We start from the raw sequence: 18,998 nt of genomic DNA on the forward strand, positions 1-18,998 counted from the left end.
TGACAAATTATTAATATTTATATAACTGTTTTACTTGTTTTTCCTCTCTTTATGAATTGTCCGTAACCAGCATCTAGCTTGCATTCCTCATTTTCAATAGCTATCTGCCCTCTTAATATTACGGTTTCTGTTTTTCCTGTTACTTTTTGTCCTTCATATGCTGAATAATCGCAATTCATATGATGGGTTTCTACTGAAATTGTATGCTCCTTATTAGGATCAAAAATTACTATATCGGCATCACTCCCAACGGCCAGCGTTCCTTTTCTCGGATACATTCCGAAAATCTTAGCTGCATTGGTGCACGCAACTTCAACATACTTGGTCAATGAAATCTTTCCTGTATGAACACCTTCAGAATACAATAACTCCATACGATGCTCAATACCTGGATGACCATTTGGAATTTTTGAGAAATCATCCTTTCCCATTTTCTTCTGTTCCCACATAAACGGACAATGGTCTGTACCCACTACTTGCACCAATCCTTGATTGATACCAGACCATAATGCGTCTTGATCTTTAGGTTCTCTTAGGGGTGGACTCATAACCCATTTTGCTCCATCAAAGTCTTTTTCATAAAGTGATGCATCTAGCATTAAATACTGAGTACATGTTTCTACAAATACTTTTTGGTTACGTTGAGTCGCCTTTCTAACTGCATTTAAAGCGCCTTCACAAGTCATGTGTACAATATAACCTGGGCAATCTGTATAATGCAACATATCTGCAAAACGAGCAGATGCCTCAGCTTCCGTAACTTCAGGTTGGGATAGATAATGATATAAAGGTGATAGATTTCCTTTTGCTCTATTCTTGGCAATTAGTGAATCTATCATATCACCATTTGTAGCATGAACAGTGACCAAACCACCATGCTTCTTTACAACTTTCATGAGTTGAACCATTTGACCATCATCAATCATTAAAGCACCTTTATACGCCATAAATGTTTTGAATGATGAAATGCCTTCTTCTTCAATCATCTCTATGACTTCTTTGGCAACTTCATTATTAAAATCTGTTACTGCCATGTGATATGAATAATCACCTATGGCTTTACCTCTTGACTTTTCTTGCCAAGTCTTTAATGCATTATGTAGCGTATCACCTTGGGTTTGCAATATGAAATCGATAACCATCGTGGTTCCGCCATGAAGCGCAGCTCGTGTTCCAGTTTCATAGTCATCACTAGAATAAGTCCCCATAAAAGGCATATCTAGATGCACATGAGGATCTATGCCTCCAGGAAAAACTAATCGCCCTGTAGCATCTATTACCTTATCAGCTTTATAATCCAAGTCTTTTCCAATGGCTACTATCTTATCGCCTTCAGTATAGACATCCGCTATATAGCTTTCTGAAGCTGTAACTACATGACCGTTTTTTATTAAGATTGACATTTTATTTAAAGTTTTATCTCTTTTAAATTTACAAGATTTTATTCAGAATCAATTACTACTGATTTTCTATACATCTTACTCACAATAACGCCTACTATAATTGCCATAGCAAAGGATGGCCCCAACTCTCCAAGTTTTTCAAAATAAATACCATATCCTTCTATTGCTGTAAATCCAAATTTGAACAATGGAACTGATAAGAAGCCTGTAATCATAGATGCTATGGCTCCTTTTTCGTTGAAACCTTTCCAGAATAATGACAAGATTATCGTTGGACAAAAGGTTGCCGCAATACCTGACCACCCAAAGATCACAAACCAGAAAATAGTTCGCTCAGGAGTCGTTACAGCAACAATCATAGCAATGGCTAAAGCAAAGATTGCTAGTACTACTGTAATAACTCTAGAAATCCTAGCCATGTCTTTTTCAGACTTGTTTGGATTATAGATTTGCTGATAAAAATCTCTGGATATTGCACTAGACGCAACTACCAATAGCGAATCTATTGTGGACATTATCGCTGCTAAAACGGCTGCTATATAAAGCCCAACTAAGGTAAGCGGCATCACTCTTTCCACTAGTAAAGGCAATACATTTTGAGCTCCATTACCTAATACTGTTTCTGGGTCTACATCCATTGATGTCAATAAATAGCGTCCAAATATTCCTATCAATACAGCACAAGAATCTGTGAGTATTGTAAATACAAAAGCTACCCAACGTCCTTTTTTAATTTCGGAAGTGTCTTTTATAGACATAAAGCGTACAAAGAGTTGTGGTGAGCCCATAAATCCTAATCCGATAAACACAAAGCCTAAAATGGTAAACAGGTTAATGGTATTGAAACCGCCTTCTCCCCAAATATTAAGGAAATAGGGATCGATCTTGGTTAATTCATCGGAAACTGATACGTTAGAGCTTATTGCGAAATAGGCTACTATAGGCAATCCTACTAAGCCGATGAGCATGATTAGTCCTTGAAATAAATCTGACCATGCTACAGCCACAAAACCTCCAGAAAATATATATGCCAATACGATAAAGAAGCCTACTAGTGCGCCTGTGTAATAGTTCCAGCCCAAAAATGATTCGAAGGCAGAACCTGTGGCATCGATCTGTGCACTAACATAAATGACTACAAACAGCGACAATGCTGTTGCTGCAATAATTCTTAAGGTGTGCGTTGACGACCTGAAGCGACTTACCAAGTAATCTGGAATGGTAATGGAATTATATTTATCTGAAAGTTGTTTAAACTTTTCAGCCATAAAAAACCAGGACACACTAACACCTATGACTTCTCCTAAAACGACCCAAAATGCTGATGCACCAACCATTGCCCCTAGACCTGTAAGTCCCAATAGCAACCATGCTGATTCGCCTGTGGCTCTTGCTGAAAATGCTACTACCCAAAAGTTGAGTTTCTTTCCTCCTACATAATAGTCCTTAATATTTTTGATACGCTTTGAAGCGAAATACCCAATTAGAAAAAGGATAGAAAAATAAAGTACTAATATGATGTATTTGGTAATCATATTAGCTTGGTTTTTTCATTAGAAGACAATACAATACGAATGATATAATGAATCCTGTAAACCATGACAAGGAATACAAGAAGCTTACGGCTGATACCCAATAACCTATCAGTGCTGTAGCTACTCCTACAAATAATGAAATCATTGCGGCTCTATTAAAACCTGTCTTACCATATGAATACTCTCCATCTACTTTGAATAACTCCGCAAGATTCATTTGCTTTTTCCTAATTAAAAAGTAGTCAGCAATCATAATACCTAAAACTGGTCCAAGCAAACCACTAACAATAATCAGAAAGGTAGAAATGATATCTAGCAGCCACCATGGCATAATAATGATACCTATAATACCTGTAATTGTTCCACCCATTTTGAAGTTTATTTTCTTTGGCCATAAGTTTGAAAAGGCGTTTGATGGTGCTATAACATTGGCAGCAATGTTTGTACTCAACGTTGCAATAATCATAAATACTTGAGCAATGACCACCACTACTGGATTCTGAAACTTTGCAATTAATGATACTGGATCCCAAGGTGCATCATCAGCAATTAAAACATCTTTGAAATTAATTACTGCTGCACATGTCACGAAGATTCCGACAAAGGAATAGAGCATCATCGTGAGTGGTAATCCTGTAAACTGTCCGACGACTTGATCTTTTTGAGTTGCAGCATATCGCGTAATATCTGCAATACTAATTGACATTGTTGCCCAGAAGCCTACCATGGCTGTAAGCCATAGTAAATAGCTCCACAACTTACTTCCTGAGCTTTCAGTTTCAACAACACTTGCAGTAACTACACTCGATAACACTTCTTTACCTTCATCTGTATTTCTAAATTGCACCTGAACATTTTCTGTATTTGCGATTAGAATTGGTGCTTCTGTATAAGTTTGCCAAGTTGTATTGTCATCAGAAACTATATTGTATTCCATGACTTTGACATTTCCTTCCTTATCTTTTAGAGAATTCAAATTGAGATAATAATCACCTTCTTTTGAAGTAATGGTTGCAGCAGTTTTTTCTAATTGGACACTCTGATCCAACACTACTGAAAAGCCATCAGCTTTGGCATAACTCCAATAAATCAAGATGAGTCCAATGATAATTAATATTGGTGCTGAATAGGTTTCGAGCCACTTAATGCTTTCAGTACCTTTCCATATGAAATACATATTGATAAACCAGAAAATAACGAAGCCAACAAACTTACCGAAGGAAAGCCCTAACTCTCCTGTAGAACCTGTAACTGCATTAAAAATCGCATAAATCGCTAAACCACCAATCCACGTTTGAACACCAAACCAACCACAAGCAATGATACCTCTAGTTACTGAGGCTAAGTGCACACCTTTGGTACCAAATGCTGCACGACCAATGACTGGAAATGGAATGCCATATTTTACACCAGCATGTCCATTGAGCACCATAGGTACAGTGATGATTAAATTGGCTAAGCCAATAATGATTAAGGCTTCATACCAATTCAATCCGGTTTTAATCATGTAAGATGCTAGAAGATACGTAGGGATGCAAACAGCCATTCCAACCCAAATTGCAGCCAAATGCCATTTACTCCAAGTCCGTTGACTTGGTGGCACAGGTGCTAAATCTTCACTATAAAGGGGAGAATCTGATACATCTTCGTATAACTCTACTATATCTTTACTCATCTAAAAATGAAATTTGTTTTTAATATTCTTTCTTAAACCAAAGGTTTCTAACACGACCATTGGTTACAAAGAATCCTTCAATATTATCCTGAGAATTTCGCTTTAATTTTATAACAACTCCAGGTATCATTTGCAAAATATCTTTTCCAATAAATTGAACTGGGAATTCACCATGTCGAATATGCCTCCACTTAAGCTGATCTCCTTCTACATAAAATCGATATTGGGTTTCTAATTCAGGACTGAAATAAGTCCCTACATACTTATTGTAATCATTTACAGAGGGAGTGAAAGCTTCAAAAGCATCCATAACTATAGGAGCGTCATCGTTAATCTTCACCAACATTCTTTCAGGCTTGTTATTCTTGAATTCAAATTCTGTTACCAGATCGACTTGAACATCTATCATTTTAAATTTAGACTTTCCTATAGGAACTAGCTTGCTTACATTACCAGGAGTGCGATGGTACCTAAGTGTATCATTTTCAACATAAATTTTTCTAGCATAGCTTTCTTTGTTGTTCCAAAATTGACCTTCGAATTTTTTTAAATCTTTCGAGCTAAGAGAAATAGCATCGGGAAGCTTAGATGTAAATTCCGTATTCTGATTCCCATCATCTTTTATTAATAATCGAGTTACTGCATTGTTTTTCTGACCTACATTGGCAGCAGAAAAATTTGAAAGAATCACAATACTTAACTTTTCTTCTGGAAACGTTACAGCTGAAGCTCTAAATCCGCCAACTGCACCATTATGCTGTATTCTTTTCTTGCCATTAAACTCATCTACTATAACACCAAAAGCATAACTGTTATGGCTTCCATCGTTAAAGGTGTCTAGGGTTTCTAACATTTTAAAGGCGTTTTCCCAACCCTCTTTAGGTGCGTAAAAATTAGTCAGCCAGTTTAGAAGTTCGCTAATATTTGAATGCACATTTCCAGAACCTACATATCCCCAATATTCTACAGCACGTTCAAAAGTTCCTGCATTATAATGATACGATGTTGCATTATTAGGTACGATTCTGTTGTACTTATCTTCTGCATAAGAATTGGTCATTCCTAAAGGATCAAAAACCGACTTTTTCATCCAATCGGTAAATTTCTCTCCAGTGACTTTCTCAATAATATCAGCCATAAACATGTAGCCAGTATTACAATACAAATACTCTTCTCCAGGTTTAAAGTTGAGATCTTTTTGATACTTCATTACGCGTCTCAAATCTGCATTTGTTCTAGTATCATCACCACGCCAACCAGCTATACCAAAAAGTGCATGTAAGCTCCTTAAACCACTAGTATGGTGTAATAAATGCCTAATGGTGATTTCATGTCCAAAGTCAGGTAAATCGGTTAAATACTTTCTAATATCATCATCTACTGATAATTTACCCTGCTCATGTAATAGGACAATACCCATTGCTGTAAATTGCTTGGATACTGAACCAATATTGAATATGGTCTCGGTTGCGTTAGGAACATCATATTCTAAGCTAGCCATACCAAATGCTTTAGAATAGATTACTTCTCCATTTTTCATCACGCCAATAGTACCTCCTGGTGTTTTTGGATTATCCCAAGACGCAAAAATCTCATCTATCTTTCCCTCAATTGTTTCAGGTGATTGTTTTACTTTTTCTGACCTCCTAAAGATTAATGGTAAGTTATTTCTTGATTGAGTGAATGTTCCATGTATTTCTTTGTCCTTTAATTCTCCTTTGTAAGCAGCTCCAAGACTAGAAATTTCAATTGTTATATTGGGAGCTTCAAAAGAAAATTTAGATGCATCAATTACTGTATTGCCTTGATCAGGGCTCAATAATTTGGCTGAATATTCGCCATCATTTTCAGTAATTGTAAGATGTATCCTTAGTGAATTACCCGGTATTTCTAAAACACCATACCACTTACCTGTAATTTCTTGAGCCTGTAGTGTGGTAACAATGAACAAAAAGATCAGGGCGTTGATTAGTGTTTTCATAATTATTACTTTTTACTTTTAATATTATCTGAATATCATTTAAATACAATATTCGTCAGCAATTGCAATAGCCTGAGATACAATCTCTAAACCTTGATCTACTTCAGTTTTACTTATATTTAAAGGTGGGGCAATAAAAATCCAATTCCAACGCACAAAAGTGAACATTCCAAGTTCTCTAATCTTAGCAGCCATTCTAACTGTGGCTTCCATTTCGGATGGCTTTGCATTCCAAGGAACGGTTGGTTCTTTAGTCTTTCTATTCTTGACTAATTCAATGCATCCTAGTAAACCAGTATTTCTAAAATCTCCTATAGATGGATGCTTTGCTTTTAGTTTTTCGACTTCAGCTTCAATATACTGACCCATTTCTGCTGCTCGTTCAACCAAGTTATCTTCTTCAATAATCTTGATATTCTCTAAGGCTGCTGCACATAGTGTTGGATGCGCAGAATAGGTTAATCCTATGGTCATGGGATTATCGTTAAAGTATTCTGCAATTTCATCTGTTACTACTACGCCTCCAAGAGGTAAATATCCAGAAGTCAAGCCTTTTGCAAGGCACATAATATCTGGCGTAACGTCGTGATGATCTACTCCAAACATTTTACCTGTACGTCCAAAACCACTCATAACTTCATCTACAATCATCATGATGCCATACTTATCACATAGCGCTCTTACATGCTTTAGATACATTGGTGGATACTTAATACACCCTGATGAACCCGATTCGCCTTCAAACAAAATAGCAGCGACACTATCAGAGTTTTCGAACTTAATGACGCGTTCTAAATGTGCCAATGCTAATTCTCCACATTCTTCAATAGACGAAGAATTCCAAGGGCAACGATATGCATACGGATTTTCAACATGCACTACATTTGGCATTGCCTGACTATCTACAGGAAAGCGTCTTGGATCTCCACCTGCAGTTATGGCGCCATAGGTAGCACCATGATAGGCTCTGTAATGGGTTATAATTTTGTGACGCCCAGTATACATTCTTGCTAGTTTAATGCCATTTTCAATAGCTTCTGCACCTCCGAGTGTAAAGAATGTTTTAGTTAAATTTCCTGGTGTAATTTCTGCAAGCTTTTTTCCTAATCGGCCTCTGACATCTGTTGCCATTCCTGGATAAGCGTAACTCATCTCTTTCATCTGTCTTGCAACTGCTTCAGTAATGCGCTGATTTCCATGACCAATATTCACGTTCATTAATTGTGAAGAGAAGTCTAAATATTGTTTACCATCTCTGTCATAGAAATAGGAACCTTCGGCATATGATGCATTAATTGGGTTTAATCCGCCTTGTTTACCCCAAGAAAACAGTGTGTAATCGAGGTTATTTTTTATGATTTCATCATTCATATTAATTGTTTGATGCTTGGTGTTTGATGTCTGAGGATTGATTGATTTTGTTTCTAAAAGCTATCATCATATTCATTAAATGAAATGATTCATCATAGAATACTTTGAAGTCTTGTTGTGTTATATATTTTCGCCTTATTGCTTTATGTAAACAAGTCACAACTTCAGCTAAAGATCTAATTGCATAGCCAATGAATTTATTAAACTCAGAAATAGATTGACCTATTGAACCTTCAGAAATATTCAAAGCAATAGAATCAACCGCTCTCAACATTTGCGATGATAAATTATAATTTTCTTTTTTAGGAAAATTATCTATTAAAGCATTTACATCTTCTCCCAAATCCATTGCTTTACTCCAAATGTGTAAATTCTCAAACTTAAATCGACTTTCTTTCATTAATATTTTTTAAATAATGTACTTCATTCATCTAGCATCAAACACCTATTAACTCATCCAATTTGTTCTAGCTTCAGGATTCCATTTGATGGTTGTTTTTTTGTTTTGTGTCCAGAATTCAATAGAGCTTCTTCCCGTAATATCTCCTACTCCAAACTTGGATTCGTTCCAACCACCAAAAGAAAAAGGTTCTCTCGGTACAGGAACTCCAATATTTACACCTATCATTCCTGCACTAGCACGTTCCATTACTTGTTTAGCTAAGCCCCCACTTTGTGTAAAGACTGCTGCTGCATTACCATAGTTTGATCCATTCTCAATATTTATAGCTTCATCCAAATCTTTGGCTCTGATGATTGAAATTACTGGTCCAAAAATCTCTTCTCTAGCTACCGACATATCTGTAGTGACATAATCTATAATTGTTGGTCCGACATAGTATCCATCTTCTTTGCCTGGAACTGTCGCATTTCGTCCATCAACTAAAATTTTTGCGCCATTGCGTTCTGCTTCATCAATATAACCTTCTATACGTGCTTTGGCTTCAGCGGTAATTACTGATCCAAGATTATCTCCAGGAACTATGCTTTTGGCTTCTTCTACCATACGATCTATAATATGTTGTACTTTATCGACACCTACCATTACTGAAGCTGCCATACAACGTTGACCAGCACAGCCAGACATTGATGCCACAACATTAGATGCAGTCATTTCTGGATTAGCATCTGGTAGCACTAACAAATGGTTTTTTGCACCACCTAAAGCCACACAGCGCTTCAAACTTGCTGTAGCTCTTTGATATACGATTTTGGCAACCTTGGTAGAGCCAACAAACGACACAGCTTCAATACCTGGATGATCGCATATGGCTTCTACTACTTCTTTGCCTCCATTGACAATATTGAAAACGCCATCTGGTAGTCCAGCTTCTTTGAGCAATTCTGCCATACGTACTGTACTCAATGGCACGACTTCTGAAGGTTTCATAACCATAGTGTTTCCTAAGACCAGTGCATTTGGCATTGTCCAATGCGGAACCATATTTGGGAAGTTGAAAGGTGTTATTGATGCAACTACTCCAAGAGGTTTGCGCTCAATTCTACATTCTACACCTTTACTCACTTCTTGTACTTCATTAACAATAATTTGTGGCATGGATACCGCAAATTCGCAGAGTTCCATACTCTTTTCTACTTCGGCTTTTGCTTCACCATATGTTTTGCCATTTTCTATATGCACAAGGTTTGTAAGTTCTTCTATGTGTTTCTCGAGTAATGATCTGTATCTAAAAAATATTTGAACTCGCTCTTTAAAGGTCATTGCTGACCAGGTTGGAAAGGCTTTTTTTGCGGCTTGTACGGCACTATCAACATCGTTGTGTGTAGACAAAGGCAAAGAGGATATCTTACTACCATCTAATGGACTGTAAACATCCATAGTCTCTTGACCATTTTTTTCGAATTTGCCGTCTATATAATTTTTTACTTCGGAAAGTGTATCACTAGCATTCATCATCAAAATCGTTTATTAACATTTGAACAAAAAATAAGAATGCTTTAGAAGTTTTGTCACAAGTATTGACTAATTCTAATCGCACTCTAATCAAATATAAGAAATATATATATAAACGATGTTATTATTGAGAAATCAATAATAGAAATAATAAAATATTGAATGATTCTTAATAAAGAATTAAACCTCTAATGATGTAAACTTAAAGCTGGTTCCGTCAAACAATCCTTTATCACTAAGTTTTAAGGATGGTATTACTAACAAAGCCATAAAGGATAGGGTCATATATGGTGCATGCAATTGGCTTCCGAATTGTTTTGCCATGGTGTCGAGTTCTGCGTATGCCCTACCAATGGTTTCACCATCCTGATGACTCATAATGCCTGCTACTGGTAGCGGTACAACTTTTTCTTCTGATTCGGACACAGCACAAATTCCTCCTTTATGCTCTATAAGCAGGTTTACTGCTTTGCAGATCATTTCATCTGAAACGCCAACAGCGATTATATTGTGGGAGTCATGCCCTACTGAGGAAGCAATTGCACCTTCCTTTAATCCAAAGTTGTTTATAAATGCTATAGATGGTTTTTGATCTTGGTAGCGGTTAACTACTGTCATTTTCAAAATATCTTTATCGACATTAGATACTAGGTTACCATCGGCAATTAAAGACTCTGAAATAATTTCATTAGTAACCAATTCGCCATCTAGAGCTTCAATGACTCTTATGCTTTCAGCTTCAGAATTAAACCTAAAATCATTTACTGATTTTGGTTCACAATTAAAATTATTTAAAACCTCAAATGGTACTGATTGTATCTTGGATTGACTATCGAAAACAACTTCTCCATCTATAACTGTTTTTAGGGTTTTGAAATGTTTTAAGTCTTCTACGACTATAAAATCTGCTGCATCACCAATATTGAGTTGCCCAACATCCAAGTTATAATGCGCTACAGGATTTACACATGCTGCTTGTAAAACTTTAAAAACATCAATGCCTTTTGTAACTGCTCTTTCACAGAGTTCATTAATGTGACCAACTATTAAATCGTCTGGATGTTTATCATCACTACAGAACATCATATTTTCGTAATGCTCAGGAAGCAAATCTATTAAGGCTTCAAAATTTTTGGCAGCACTACCTTCTCGTATAATCACCTTCATACCTTTTTGAAGTTTCTCCAGACCTTCTTCAAAGGTGAAACATTCATGATCTGTGGATATCCCAGCAGAGATATATTTTGAAAGGTCATCTCCTCTGAGCCCTGGAGCATGACCATCTACAGGTTTATTGTAATGTTGAGCCCAAGCGATTTTTTTCATGACTTCTTCATCATCGAAAAGCACACCTGGATAGTTCATCATCTCAGCTAAATACTTTATTTCAGGTTTTTGTAAGAGTTGCTTAATTCCCTCAGAATCAATCACAGCTCCTGCGGATTCGAAAGTTGTTGCTGGCACACAAGATGGCGCTCCAAAATTGAACTTAAGTGGTACCTTATTACCGTTTTCAATCATAAACTCTACACCTTCTACTCCGAGCACATTGGCTATTTCGTGCGGATCTGAAACTGTTGCTACAGTCCCATGACATACTGCTAATCTTGCAAACTCACTTGGTACTAACATGGAGCTTTCAATATGTATATGTGCGTCTACAAAGCCAGGTAAAATGTAGTGGTTTATATCATGCTCTTTTTGTATAATAGATTTTATCTTTCCATGTTCTACATGAACTTCACCTTTGTATATGCGCTTATTTTGAATATCTACGATTTGGCCTCTTACTATCATTTTTGAAGTTCAATTTTTAAAATTACTGAAGTATTAGTAGTAACTCCATAACGATTATCTAATCGTCTACCGATAACCCAAACAATATCATCTCCTGAGCATAATACTAGCTGCTTCTCTTTATCCAATAGTGACAGCTTTTCATCTTTAAAATATTTACTCAATTTTTTCTTACCAGTCATTCCGAATGGATAAAACCAGTTACCTTCTCTCCAATGACGAATCTCCAATGGGTATTGCAGCTTACTTTTATCAACATATACCAATGTCTCTGAATGATCTTTGACTGCATCAGCTTCATCAAAAAACAGAATACCAGATGGCGTGTCTATTTTGACACTTTCAGCGTTAACTAAAACAGAAAAGTTATTGTCTGATTCTCTTTCAGCTAAAAGCAAGAATTCTCTATGCTTTATAAGTCGGTGTGTTTCTGAAACTACTTGCTTGCCAGATTGCGCTTCGAGTAAATGCAATACGTCATTCCACTCGGAGAATCCATATTTCTTGAATATCTCGAATAAGTATGCTTGTGGATTATTTACATTCTTAAATTCTGAGATATGATACGCTGTTTCATTTTCATTGCTATAAGCAACCGCAGTATCTTTAAAAGCATTGAGTCTATCTTCAGTTATACTTGAAATATCCTTAAGATTAGACAATGTTTTCTTGAAGGTCTCTAAGAGCTCAGGATTAATTTCTTTAAGAATAGGAACTAGGTCGTGTCTCAATTTATTTCTCAAATACTTTCGAGAACTATTACTACTGTCTTCTCGCCATTGAATGGCATTCGCTTTTGCATATTGTTCAATCTCCTTTCTTGAGAATTCTAACAAAGGGCGAACATATTTACCTTGGATCTTAGGAATTCCTGTAAGTCCATTAAGTCCTGTCCCTCGTAAAAAGTTAATAAGAAATGTCTCTAAATTATCATCAGCATGATGAGCCGTTAGAATATAATCGTAATCTAATTGCTCAGCCAAGTCTTGGAACCAGTTGTAACGTAGTTCGCGCGCTGCCATTTGAATCGACAGTTTATTCTTTTTGGCGTAAGCTTTAGTATCAAAACTTTGCGTAAAGATTTCTAGTTGTAATGTTTTAGCCAACTCTTCTACAAAAGCTTCATCTAGGTCGCTCTCTTCTTCTCTAAGCTTAAAGTTGCAATGTGCCAAAGCTACATTTAAACCAACCTCATGACTAAGGTATGTCAATACCACACTATCTACACCTCCAGAAATAGCAATGAGGAGTTTTTTCTCTTTTAAGAAAGAGAGTTCATTATCAATTATTGTTTTAAATATATCTTGCAAGGCAATAGATAAAAGGGATTAGTTACTAGGTATTAGCTTCTTAATTAATGTATTAAGCATTTTTTCAATTTCTATAGAAATATTTTTTATTTCAAGAACATCCTTTTCATTGGCAAACTTCAAATTTACAGCTATTTGTAATTGTGTTTGAAGTTCAAACAATGATCCTCTAGCTACCTGCAAAAACCTATTATATTCTTTAGTATATTTTCTCCCATAGCCTTCAGCTATATTAGATGGAATTGATATTGAACTCCTTTTTATTTGAGAGGTTAAACCAAATTTTTCATCATCAGGAAATTGCTTAAGCAAAGTATAAACTAAAGTAACCATCAGCATTGACTTCTGCCAAACAATTAAATCGCGATAACTCTTCATGAAACAAACATACAATATTTAACTTTTCATTTCCTATGCCTTATTACTTATCCCTAATTTTCCAATACAGTTCGCATAGCTTTTGCTTTAATTAAGCATTCTTCATACTCCTTGAAAGGATCACTCTTTGCTGTAATCGCGCCTCCAACCGAATACGACACATACTTTTTACTTTCGCTATATAGGATACTTCTAATGACTACATTAAAATCAAAATCGCCTTCTGGAGAAAAATAACCCACTGCTCCAGAATACAAACCTCGTTTTGCATCTTCTAATTCTTCTATGATTTTCATAGCAGAAATTTTAGGTGCTCCTGTCATACTTCCCATAGGAAATGTTGTTTTAATCACATCTATAGGATGTGTAGTTATATCAACTTCAGAAGTAACTGTAGAAATCATTTGATGGACTTGCGGAAATGAATACACTCTGCATAGCTCCTTTACTTCTACACTACCCTTTAGGGCCGTTTGTGACAAATCATTTCTTACCAAATCAACAATCATAATGTTTTCACTTCGTTCCTTTTCGTCGGAGGCTAAGTGTGCTTTTAGCTGATCGTCTTCAATTTTATTCTCAGAACGCTTGGCTGTTCCTTTGATGGGTTGAGATATGATCGTAGTTCCCGTCTTCTTTAAATAGCGCTCTGGTGACGCTGACAACAAATAATTATCTTCTAATTTTAAGAATGTAGCGAACGGTGGCTTAGAAATGGCATTTAGTTTTTCGTAAGTCTCCAAGGGATCTATGGTAGTGTCTTCAGCATAAAACTCCTGGCAAAAATTAGCTTCATAGATATCTCCTCTATGAATGTGTGCTAACATGTGATTCACCTTTTCGAAATAAGCATCTTTATGAGTACGCAGCTTTATTTTTATGGATTCCTTCTCAATTAACTTATAGTCTTCTATAGCTTCAATCTCACATAAATCTTGCTCCACTTCATCATCAACTAGCTTTAAATAGTGTAATTCGACTTTATCGTCTTTTATTAAGAATAATTTTTTTGGTTGAAAAAAGTAAAGCTCCGGGAACTGTAAACCGTCATGATTATTAGATTCCAAGCTTTCTACTGCATTTTTAAGATCGTAAGTAAGATATCCAAACAACCAATCTTGTGTTGCAGACTGATATTCCTTTAACTTCTCAAATGCATCGACATAATCTGTTTTAATTAAAGTAATTGCATCTACAGCTAATACAGCATCAAAATTTGAAAAACTTTGTGGGTAATCATTAGAATCGAGCCACACAACATCATCAAATTGCTGAGCCCAAACTAGCAATTGCTTTTTGAAGTCTTTAGGATGCTTTATATGATGCGAATGATGTGTTCTCAAAAGGATTGCAAATTACTGAATTTTAAATATGTTAAAAAACTATCTTTGCCACAGAATTTAATAATGTGACTTTTCAAGATCTCAACTTAAACACGCCTTTACGTAATGCCCTAGACGACTTAGGGTTTACGCATCCTACTCCAATACAAGAACAATCGTTTAATGTCGTAAGTTCTGGTAAAGATGTTGTAGGTATTGCGCAAACTGGTACGGGGAAAACTTTTGCGTATATGCTACCAATACTGAAGAATCTTGCATACTCCCGACAAGAAAACCCTCGTGTTTTGGTTTTGGTACCTACAAGAGAGCTTGTTGTACAAGTAGTTGAAGAAATAGAAAAGCTTTCTAAGTATATAAATAATAGAGTCTTGGGTGTTTATGGTGGTACTAATATTAATACTCAAAAACAAGCTGTTGCTCAAGGAATAGATATTTTAGTAGCTACTCCAGGACGTCTTTACGATTTAGCCATGAGTCGTGTTTTACAGCTAAAGTCGATACAGAAGTTGGTTATTGATGAAGTCGACGTTATGTTAGACTTAGGTTTTAGACATCAACTGATGAATATATTTGACATTCTTCCAGAGCGTAGACAAAATATTATGTTCTCTGCTACGATGACTGAAGATGTTGATGCTTTGATTACGGATTTCTTCATCAATCCAACAAAGATCTCAATTGCTGTTTCTGGTACACCGTTAGACAATATCAAACAGGCACATTATGATGTTCCTAATTTTTATTCTAAAGTTAACCTACTAGAGCATTTATTAAGTGGCAGAGACATTTTTAATAAGGTCTTGATTTTTGTAGCTTATAAGCGTATGGCTGATCGCTTGTTTGAACAACTTGAGGAACGTTTTTATGGTGAGAGTTGTGTAATTCATTCTAATAAAACTCAAAACTACAGGCTAAGAAGTATAGAACAGTTTGTAAGTGGTGAGCAGCGCATAATGATTGCTACAGATGTTATGGCACGCGGATTGGATATTGATGATATCTCGCATGTTATTAATTTTGATACACCAATCTATCCTGAAAACTATATGCACAGAATAGGAAGAACTGGTCGTGCAGAAAAAGAAGGTGTTGCTTTAGTGTTTTCTACTGAAAAAGAGCAGGAAGCTATTGAACGCATAGAGGCATTAATGCAGATGCAAATTCCTATGCTAGAATTACCAGAATCTGTTGAAATCTCTAAAGAACTTATCGAAGAGGAACGCCCACAAATAAAGGAGCGACACAACCCTCTAAAGCAACATGATGATAGTGCTGGTGAGGCATTTCATGAAAAGAAGGACAAGAATAAGAAAACCAATCAAGGAGGTTCTTATCGACGTACTATGGCTAAAAAGTACAAGAAACCTAAAACGCGTGGTGATAAAAAGGCCAATCGCAGGAAGAGACGCAGATAGCCCTTCATTAACCAGTTAGAGTTTATTTATCAAAAAAACCCTTCTCAAATACATGAGAAGGGCAAGCAGAAATCAGTAATACTTGGTTACGAACTTGGGTATAGCCCAAATCCCTATAAATCTATAACCCTAAATTTTAGTTAACCCTGTATCTTAACCTGACTTTCTACTAAATCTTTAATAGGGACTACTAATTTTCCGTTATCGGTTTTAATAACTATTGATATGTTATCGATAGCTTCAACTTCGCCTTTTATATCATTGAACTCTATCTTTTGTCCAATTTCATATGTTTTTCTAGCGTAAAATGTACGAAGTAAATCGCCAACTACCTTTTGGGCTCCAAACCCGAAGGCTAAGGCAAAAGCCAATAAAAAGGCAGCGAGAATCATTGTGATATTACTCGTGATAATATCTGTGTCCACTCCTGCTTGATTCAACGCCGTAATGGAGATGAATATCAATAGTAACATAAATACTATCTGGCTGATAATTTTTGCACCAGATAGCTCCATGGATTCAAAAAAGGACTTTATCGCATTCTTTACAGCATTGGCTAATAACAAACCAAGTGTAAAGATGACTAACGCAGTAAATAGTTTTGGTAAGTAGCGTAAGATGTTTGAAATCTCTTCAGAGATAATCGTGAGACCCAATATATCTGAAACCATTATAATAATGATGATATACATGATCCACTTTACAAACTTTGTAACGATCTTTATAATATTGAAATTAAGCTTCTTATCGCCAAAAAGTTCAATCTCATTGATCTTGTCATCTAGCTTATCTGCTTTTGCTAATTTTAAAGCTTTTCGCAAAATACCAACGATAATTTTGGTTAATAACCAACCTATTATGAGTATGGCTATAGCGCCCAAAATATTGGGAACAATATTACCGACTTCGGTACTAATTGCATTTAGAGAATCTGACATCATTTGTGTCCATTTATTTATCTTTTCCATTGTATATGAGGGTTATAGAATTCTAATTTTTATCTTTTCGTTTGCTAATCGTTGTCTCTATGACTTTAACTACGTCTATAGAGAATAAGGCTGCTAATTCCATCAACAGTTTTGCTGTGGCTATATCGCTCATTACCTTTGCCTTCAACTCTTCAGGCACTGGTTTCAAAGGCTTGTCTATATGCTTAAAAGGATTCTCCATTGGCGTATTTTTCAGTATAAACAGTAATGAGTTTTTCTTTAGCACGTTTAAGTCTCATCTTAACAGCGCTTTCACCTAAATCTAAAGCTTCGGCTATTTCCTTAATAGATAAATAATCCTGATACTTTAGTAATAAAATCATTTTCTCGTTTGGAGAAATAAGGTTCAACACAGACTTAAGTTTTTCAACTTTCATCTGATGGATACTGTAATCCGTTTCTTCGGTATCTGAAATGCTTTCTATTTCTTTAACCTCTATGGATTGTTTTTGTATCTTTTTTTCTTTGTTTCGCGTTACGTAATTAACACAGTGGTTATACGTGAATGCATACAACCAAGTGGAGAATTTGGATCTACCTTTGAAGCTTGCAAGTTTTACAAAAAGCTTCAAAAATACATCCTGAGTAAGATCTTTGGCCTCATCATGGTCTTTAGCAAACCCAAGGCATTTATTAAATACCATGAGTGCATACCGATCGTATAAAACCTCGAACAACAGTGTGTCATTGGTCTTAACAATCCGGGATACCAAATCTTCGTCAGATAGCTTACTTGTCTTTGTTTTGGTTTCCAATTAGTGTTAGTTAGTAGCGGTTGTTACTGTTTTGACACTATTCTAAAAATAAAGTCACATTTTTTTCTACTTTTTAAGATACAAATTAATTTTTGTCAAAATTGAAATCACTTAACAAGAAATTATTGCATTAAAAAAGCAGCCGTTATAGAGGCTGCTTTTAATATTTTATGAGGTATATCTATTCAGATTTTTTTGATTTCTTTTTATCAAAATTCCTGAATCTTACTTTTAAATATCTTGAGTTACTGTTTTTATTTTGAATCCTGATATCGTCAGCTTTTGTAGGCTTTACTTCATAGCACTTATCGAAATAAGGAGACGATCTTAGTAAAAAACATTCATATTTGTCTTCAAAAGTGAGGCAAACTTTAGTATCGCTATTCGTAGGAATCTCCAATTCTACTTTTTCATTTGGACCCAGTTGCAATTCTTTATTTCTGAACTCGATCAATACTTTCGACGCATTTGAGTTTTCTTTATCCCTAAAAAGTATTAGCTTTTTAACTTTCCCGTTTTCAAATGGACTATCGATATGATGCTTCAAATTATAGTCACTAACTACTTTAAAGATATTTTTCAAATTATACCTTTCCTCTTCAAAAATAGAATCATAAACTTTGTCATCTTTCGTGAAAAGTGATTTAAAATTTTCTTTCCCTTTTCTTCTTCCAAAGCGTATAACTCTTCCATTGGAAAATATCTCAACGAAATTGTCTTCGTTTTCTGCAAACCATGTATAAACACTACTTATGTTTGCAGTAATTGTCCCAGTAGTGCCATTTAGCATTTCGTCTGAACTAGAATGGTGATCTACATAAATTTTTATTTCTCCCTCTAACTCCCTGAAATAAAATCCATACTTCGCTTTAGACAAAGAGTCTTCTTTTACTTTTTTCAAGTAGTAAAAACGATTTTTATCTAATGAATAATACCCTATAACCTCATTTGCATTGATCCTGATTTTTTTCTTCTTACCCTTAACCTTAAGAAAAACACTGTCGTTTTTAATGCTATACCAATCATACAGCATCTCTTCACCATTGTGTTTAACTAGGTAAGTTTGAGTATGGGAAAGATTATAGCACAAAAAAGCGAACAAGAGTAACGCAATAGAGTAAGGCGCTTTTT

16 protein-coding genes are annotated in these 18,998 nt (G+C 35.5%); 1 reads left to right on the forward strand and 15 read right to left on the reverse strand.

The window, feature by feature from the left end; translation table 11 throughout:
- Positions 1-17: 17 nt before the first annotated feature.
- The 11 genes from hydA to NCE97_RS03565 all read right to left on the reverse strand — a co-directional run bounded on the left by hydA (position 18) and on the right by NCE97_RS03565 (position 14,708).
- The gene (gene hydA / locus NCE97_RS03515) at positions 18-1,403 is read right to left on the reverse strand and encodes a dihydropyrimidinase (protein WP_353777496.1); all 1,386 of its coding nucleotides are present in this window, start codon (positions 1,401-1,403) and stop codon (positions 18-20) included.
- A gap of 38 nt (positions 1,404-1,441) precedes the next feature.
- The gene (locus NCE97_RS03520; RefSeq protein ID WP_353777497.1) at positions 1,442-2,938 is read right to left on the reverse strand and encodes a sodium/proline symporter; all 1,497 of its coding nucleotides are present in this window, start codon (positions 2,936-2,938) and stop codon (positions 1,442-1,444) included.
- Position 2,939: 1 nt separating this feature from the next.
- A complete protein-coding gene (locus tag NCE97_RS03525; protein WP_353777498.1) occupies positions 2,940-4,613 on the reverse strand; it encodes an NCS1 family nucleobase:cation symporter-1 in 1,674 nt (557 codons plus the stop codon).
- Positions 4,614-4,632: 19 nt separating this feature from the next.
- Complete coding sequence (locus tag NCE97_RS03530; protein WP_353777499.1) at positions 4,633-6,594, reverse strand: serine hydrolase domain-containing protein; 1,962 nt, start codon at positions 6,592-6,594, stop codon at positions 4,633-4,635.
- Positions 6,595-6,633: 39 nt separating this feature from the next.
- Entirely contained in the window at positions 6,634-7,965 is a 1,332-nt protein-coding gene (locus tag NCE97_RS03535) for an aminotransferase class III-fold pyridoxal phosphate-dependent enzyme (RefSeq protein ID WP_353777500.1), read from the reverse strand.
- Position 7,966: 1 nt separating this feature from the next.
- The gene (locus NCE97_RS03540) at positions 7,967-8,365 is read right to left on the reverse strand and encodes a four helix bundle protein (RefSeq protein WP_353777501.1); all 399 of its coding nucleotides are present in this window, start codon (positions 8,363-8,365) and stop codon (positions 7,967-7,969) included.
- Positions 8,366-8,413: 48 nt separating this feature from the next.
- Positions 8,414-9,883, reverse strand: coding sequence for a CoA-acylating methylmalonate-semialdehyde dehydrogenase (locus tag NCE97_RS03545; RefSeq protein ID WP_353777502.1), 1,470 nt, complete (start codon positions 9,881-9,883; stop codon positions 8,414-8,416).
- A gap of 177 nt (positions 9,884-10,060) precedes the next feature.
- Complete coding sequence (gene ade, locus NCE97_RS03550; RefSeq protein ID WP_353777503.1) at positions 10,061-11,677, reverse strand: adenine deaminase; 1,617 nt, start codon at positions 11,675-11,677, stop codon at positions 10,061-10,063.
- Entirely contained in the window at positions 11,674-12,987 is a 1,314-nt protein-coding gene (gene tilS, locus NCE97_RS03555; protein ID WP_353777504.1) for a tRNA lysidine(34) synthetase TilS, read from the reverse strand. The genes ade and tilS overlap by 4 nt, the downstream gene beginning before the upstream one ends.
- A gap of 18 nt (positions 12,988-13,005) precedes the next feature.
- On the reverse strand, positions 13,006-13,365 hold the full coding sequence (locus NCE97_RS03560; protein WP_353777505.1) for a four helix bundle protein: 360 nt from the start codon (positions 13,363-13,365) through the stop codon (positions 13,006-13,008).
- A gap of 53 nt (positions 13,366-13,418) precedes the next feature.
- Positions 13,419-14,708, reverse strand: coding sequence for an anthranilate synthase component I family protein (locus tag NCE97_RS03565; RefSeq protein ID WP_353777506.1), 1,290 nt, complete (start codon positions 14,706-14,708; stop codon positions 13,419-13,421).
- Between the two features lie 65 nt (positions 14,709-14,773).
- Between NCE97_RS03565 and NCE97_RS03570 the strand changes: the two genes are divergently transcribed.
- Positions 14,774-16,123, forward strand: a complete 1,350-nt coding sequence (locus tag NCE97_RS03570) for a DEAD/DEAH box helicase (RefSeq protein WP_353777507.1) — start codon at positions 14,774-14,776, stop codon at positions 16,121-16,123.
- A 140-nt stretch (positions 16,124-16,263) separates the two neighbouring features.
- On the opposite strand, the gene NCE97_RS03575 is transcribed toward NCE97_RS03570, so the two are convergent.
- From NCE97_RS03575 to NCE97_RS03590, 4 genes are all read right to left on the reverse strand, one after another.
- A complete protein-coding gene (locus tag NCE97_RS03575) occupies positions 16,264-17,091 on the reverse strand; it encodes a mechanosensitive ion channel family protein (RefSeq protein ID WP_353777509.1) in 828 nt (275 codons plus the stop codon).
- A gap of 22 nt (positions 17,092-17,113) precedes the next feature.
- Complete coding sequence (locus NCE97_RS03580; RefSeq protein WP_353777510.1) at positions 17,114-17,293, reverse strand: hypothetical protein; 180 nt, start codon at positions 17,291-17,293, stop codon at positions 17,114-17,116.
- Positions 17,277-17,867 carry an RNA polymerase sigma factor gene (locus NCE97_RS03585; protein ID WP_353777511.1) on the reverse strand — a complete coding sequence of 197 codons (591 nt, stop codon included), beginning with the start codon at positions 17,865-17,867 and terminating at the stop codon, positions 17,277-17,279. The genes NCE97_RS03580 and NCE97_RS03585 overlap by 17 nt, the downstream gene beginning before the upstream one ends.
- Before the next feature lie 181 nt (positions 17,868-18,048).
- Complete coding sequence (locus NCE97_RS03590) at positions 18,049-18,900, reverse strand: hypothetical protein (RefSeq protein WP_353777512.1); 852 nt, start codon at positions 18,898-18,900, stop codon at positions 18,049-18,051.
- Between the last annotated feature and the right edge of the window lie 98 nt (positions 18,901-18,998).

The organism is Winogradskyella sp. 3972H.M.0a.05, assembly GCF_040493455.1.
GTDB lineage: Bacteria > Bacteroidota > Bacteroidia > Flavobacteriales > Flavobacteriaceae > Microcosmobacter.

Bases quoted from the DNA above. Each gene is read 5' to 3' on its own strand.
- hydA (WP_353777496.1), bottom strand. From the start codon at position 1,403: ATGTCAATCTTAATAAAAAACGGTCATGTAGTTACAGCTTCAGAAAGC.
- NCE97_RS03520 (WP_353777497.1), bottom strand. From the start codon at position 2,938: ATGATTACCAAATACATCATATTAGTACTTTATTTTTCTATCCTTTTT.
- NCE97_RS03525 (WP_353777498.1), bottom strand. From the start codon at position 4,613: ATGAGTAAAGATATAGTAGAGTTATACGAAGATGTATCAGATTCTCCC.
- NCE97_RS03530 (WP_353777499.1), bottom strand. From the start codon at position 6,594: ATGAAAACACTAATCAACGCCCTGATCTTTTTGTTCATTGTTACCACA.
- NCE97_RS03535 (WP_353777500.1), bottom strand. From the start codon at position 7,965: ATGAATGATGAAATCATAAAAAATAACCTCGATTACACACTGTTTTCT.
- NCE97_RS03540 (WP_353777501.1), bottom strand. From the start codon at position 8,365: ATGAAAGAAAGTCGATTTAAGTTTGAGAATTTACACATTTGGAGTAAA.
- NCE97_RS03545 (WP_353777502.1), bottom strand. From the start codon at position 9,883: ATGATGAATGCTAGTGATACACTTTCCGAAGTAAAAAATTATATAGAC.
- ade (WP_353777503.1), bottom strand. From the start codon at position 11,677: ATGATAGTAAGAGGCCAAATCGTAGATATTCAAAATAAGCGCATATAC.
- NCE97_RS03560 (WP_353777505.1), bottom strand. From the start codon at position 13,365: ATGAAGAGTTATCGCGATTTAATTGTTTGGCAGAAGTCAATGCTGATG.
- NCE97_RS03575 (WP_353777509.1), bottom strand. From the start codon at position 17,091: ATGGAAAAGATAAATAAATGGACACAAATGATGTCAGATTCTCTAAAT.
- NCE97_RS03580 (WP_353777510.1), bottom strand. From the start codon at position 17,293: ATGGAGAATCCTTTTAAGCATATAGACAAGCCTTTGAAACCAGTGCCT.
- NCE97_RS03590 (WP_353777512.1), bottom strand. From the start codon at position 18,900: ATGCTGTATGATTGGTATAGCATTAAAAACGACAGTGTTTTTCTTAAG.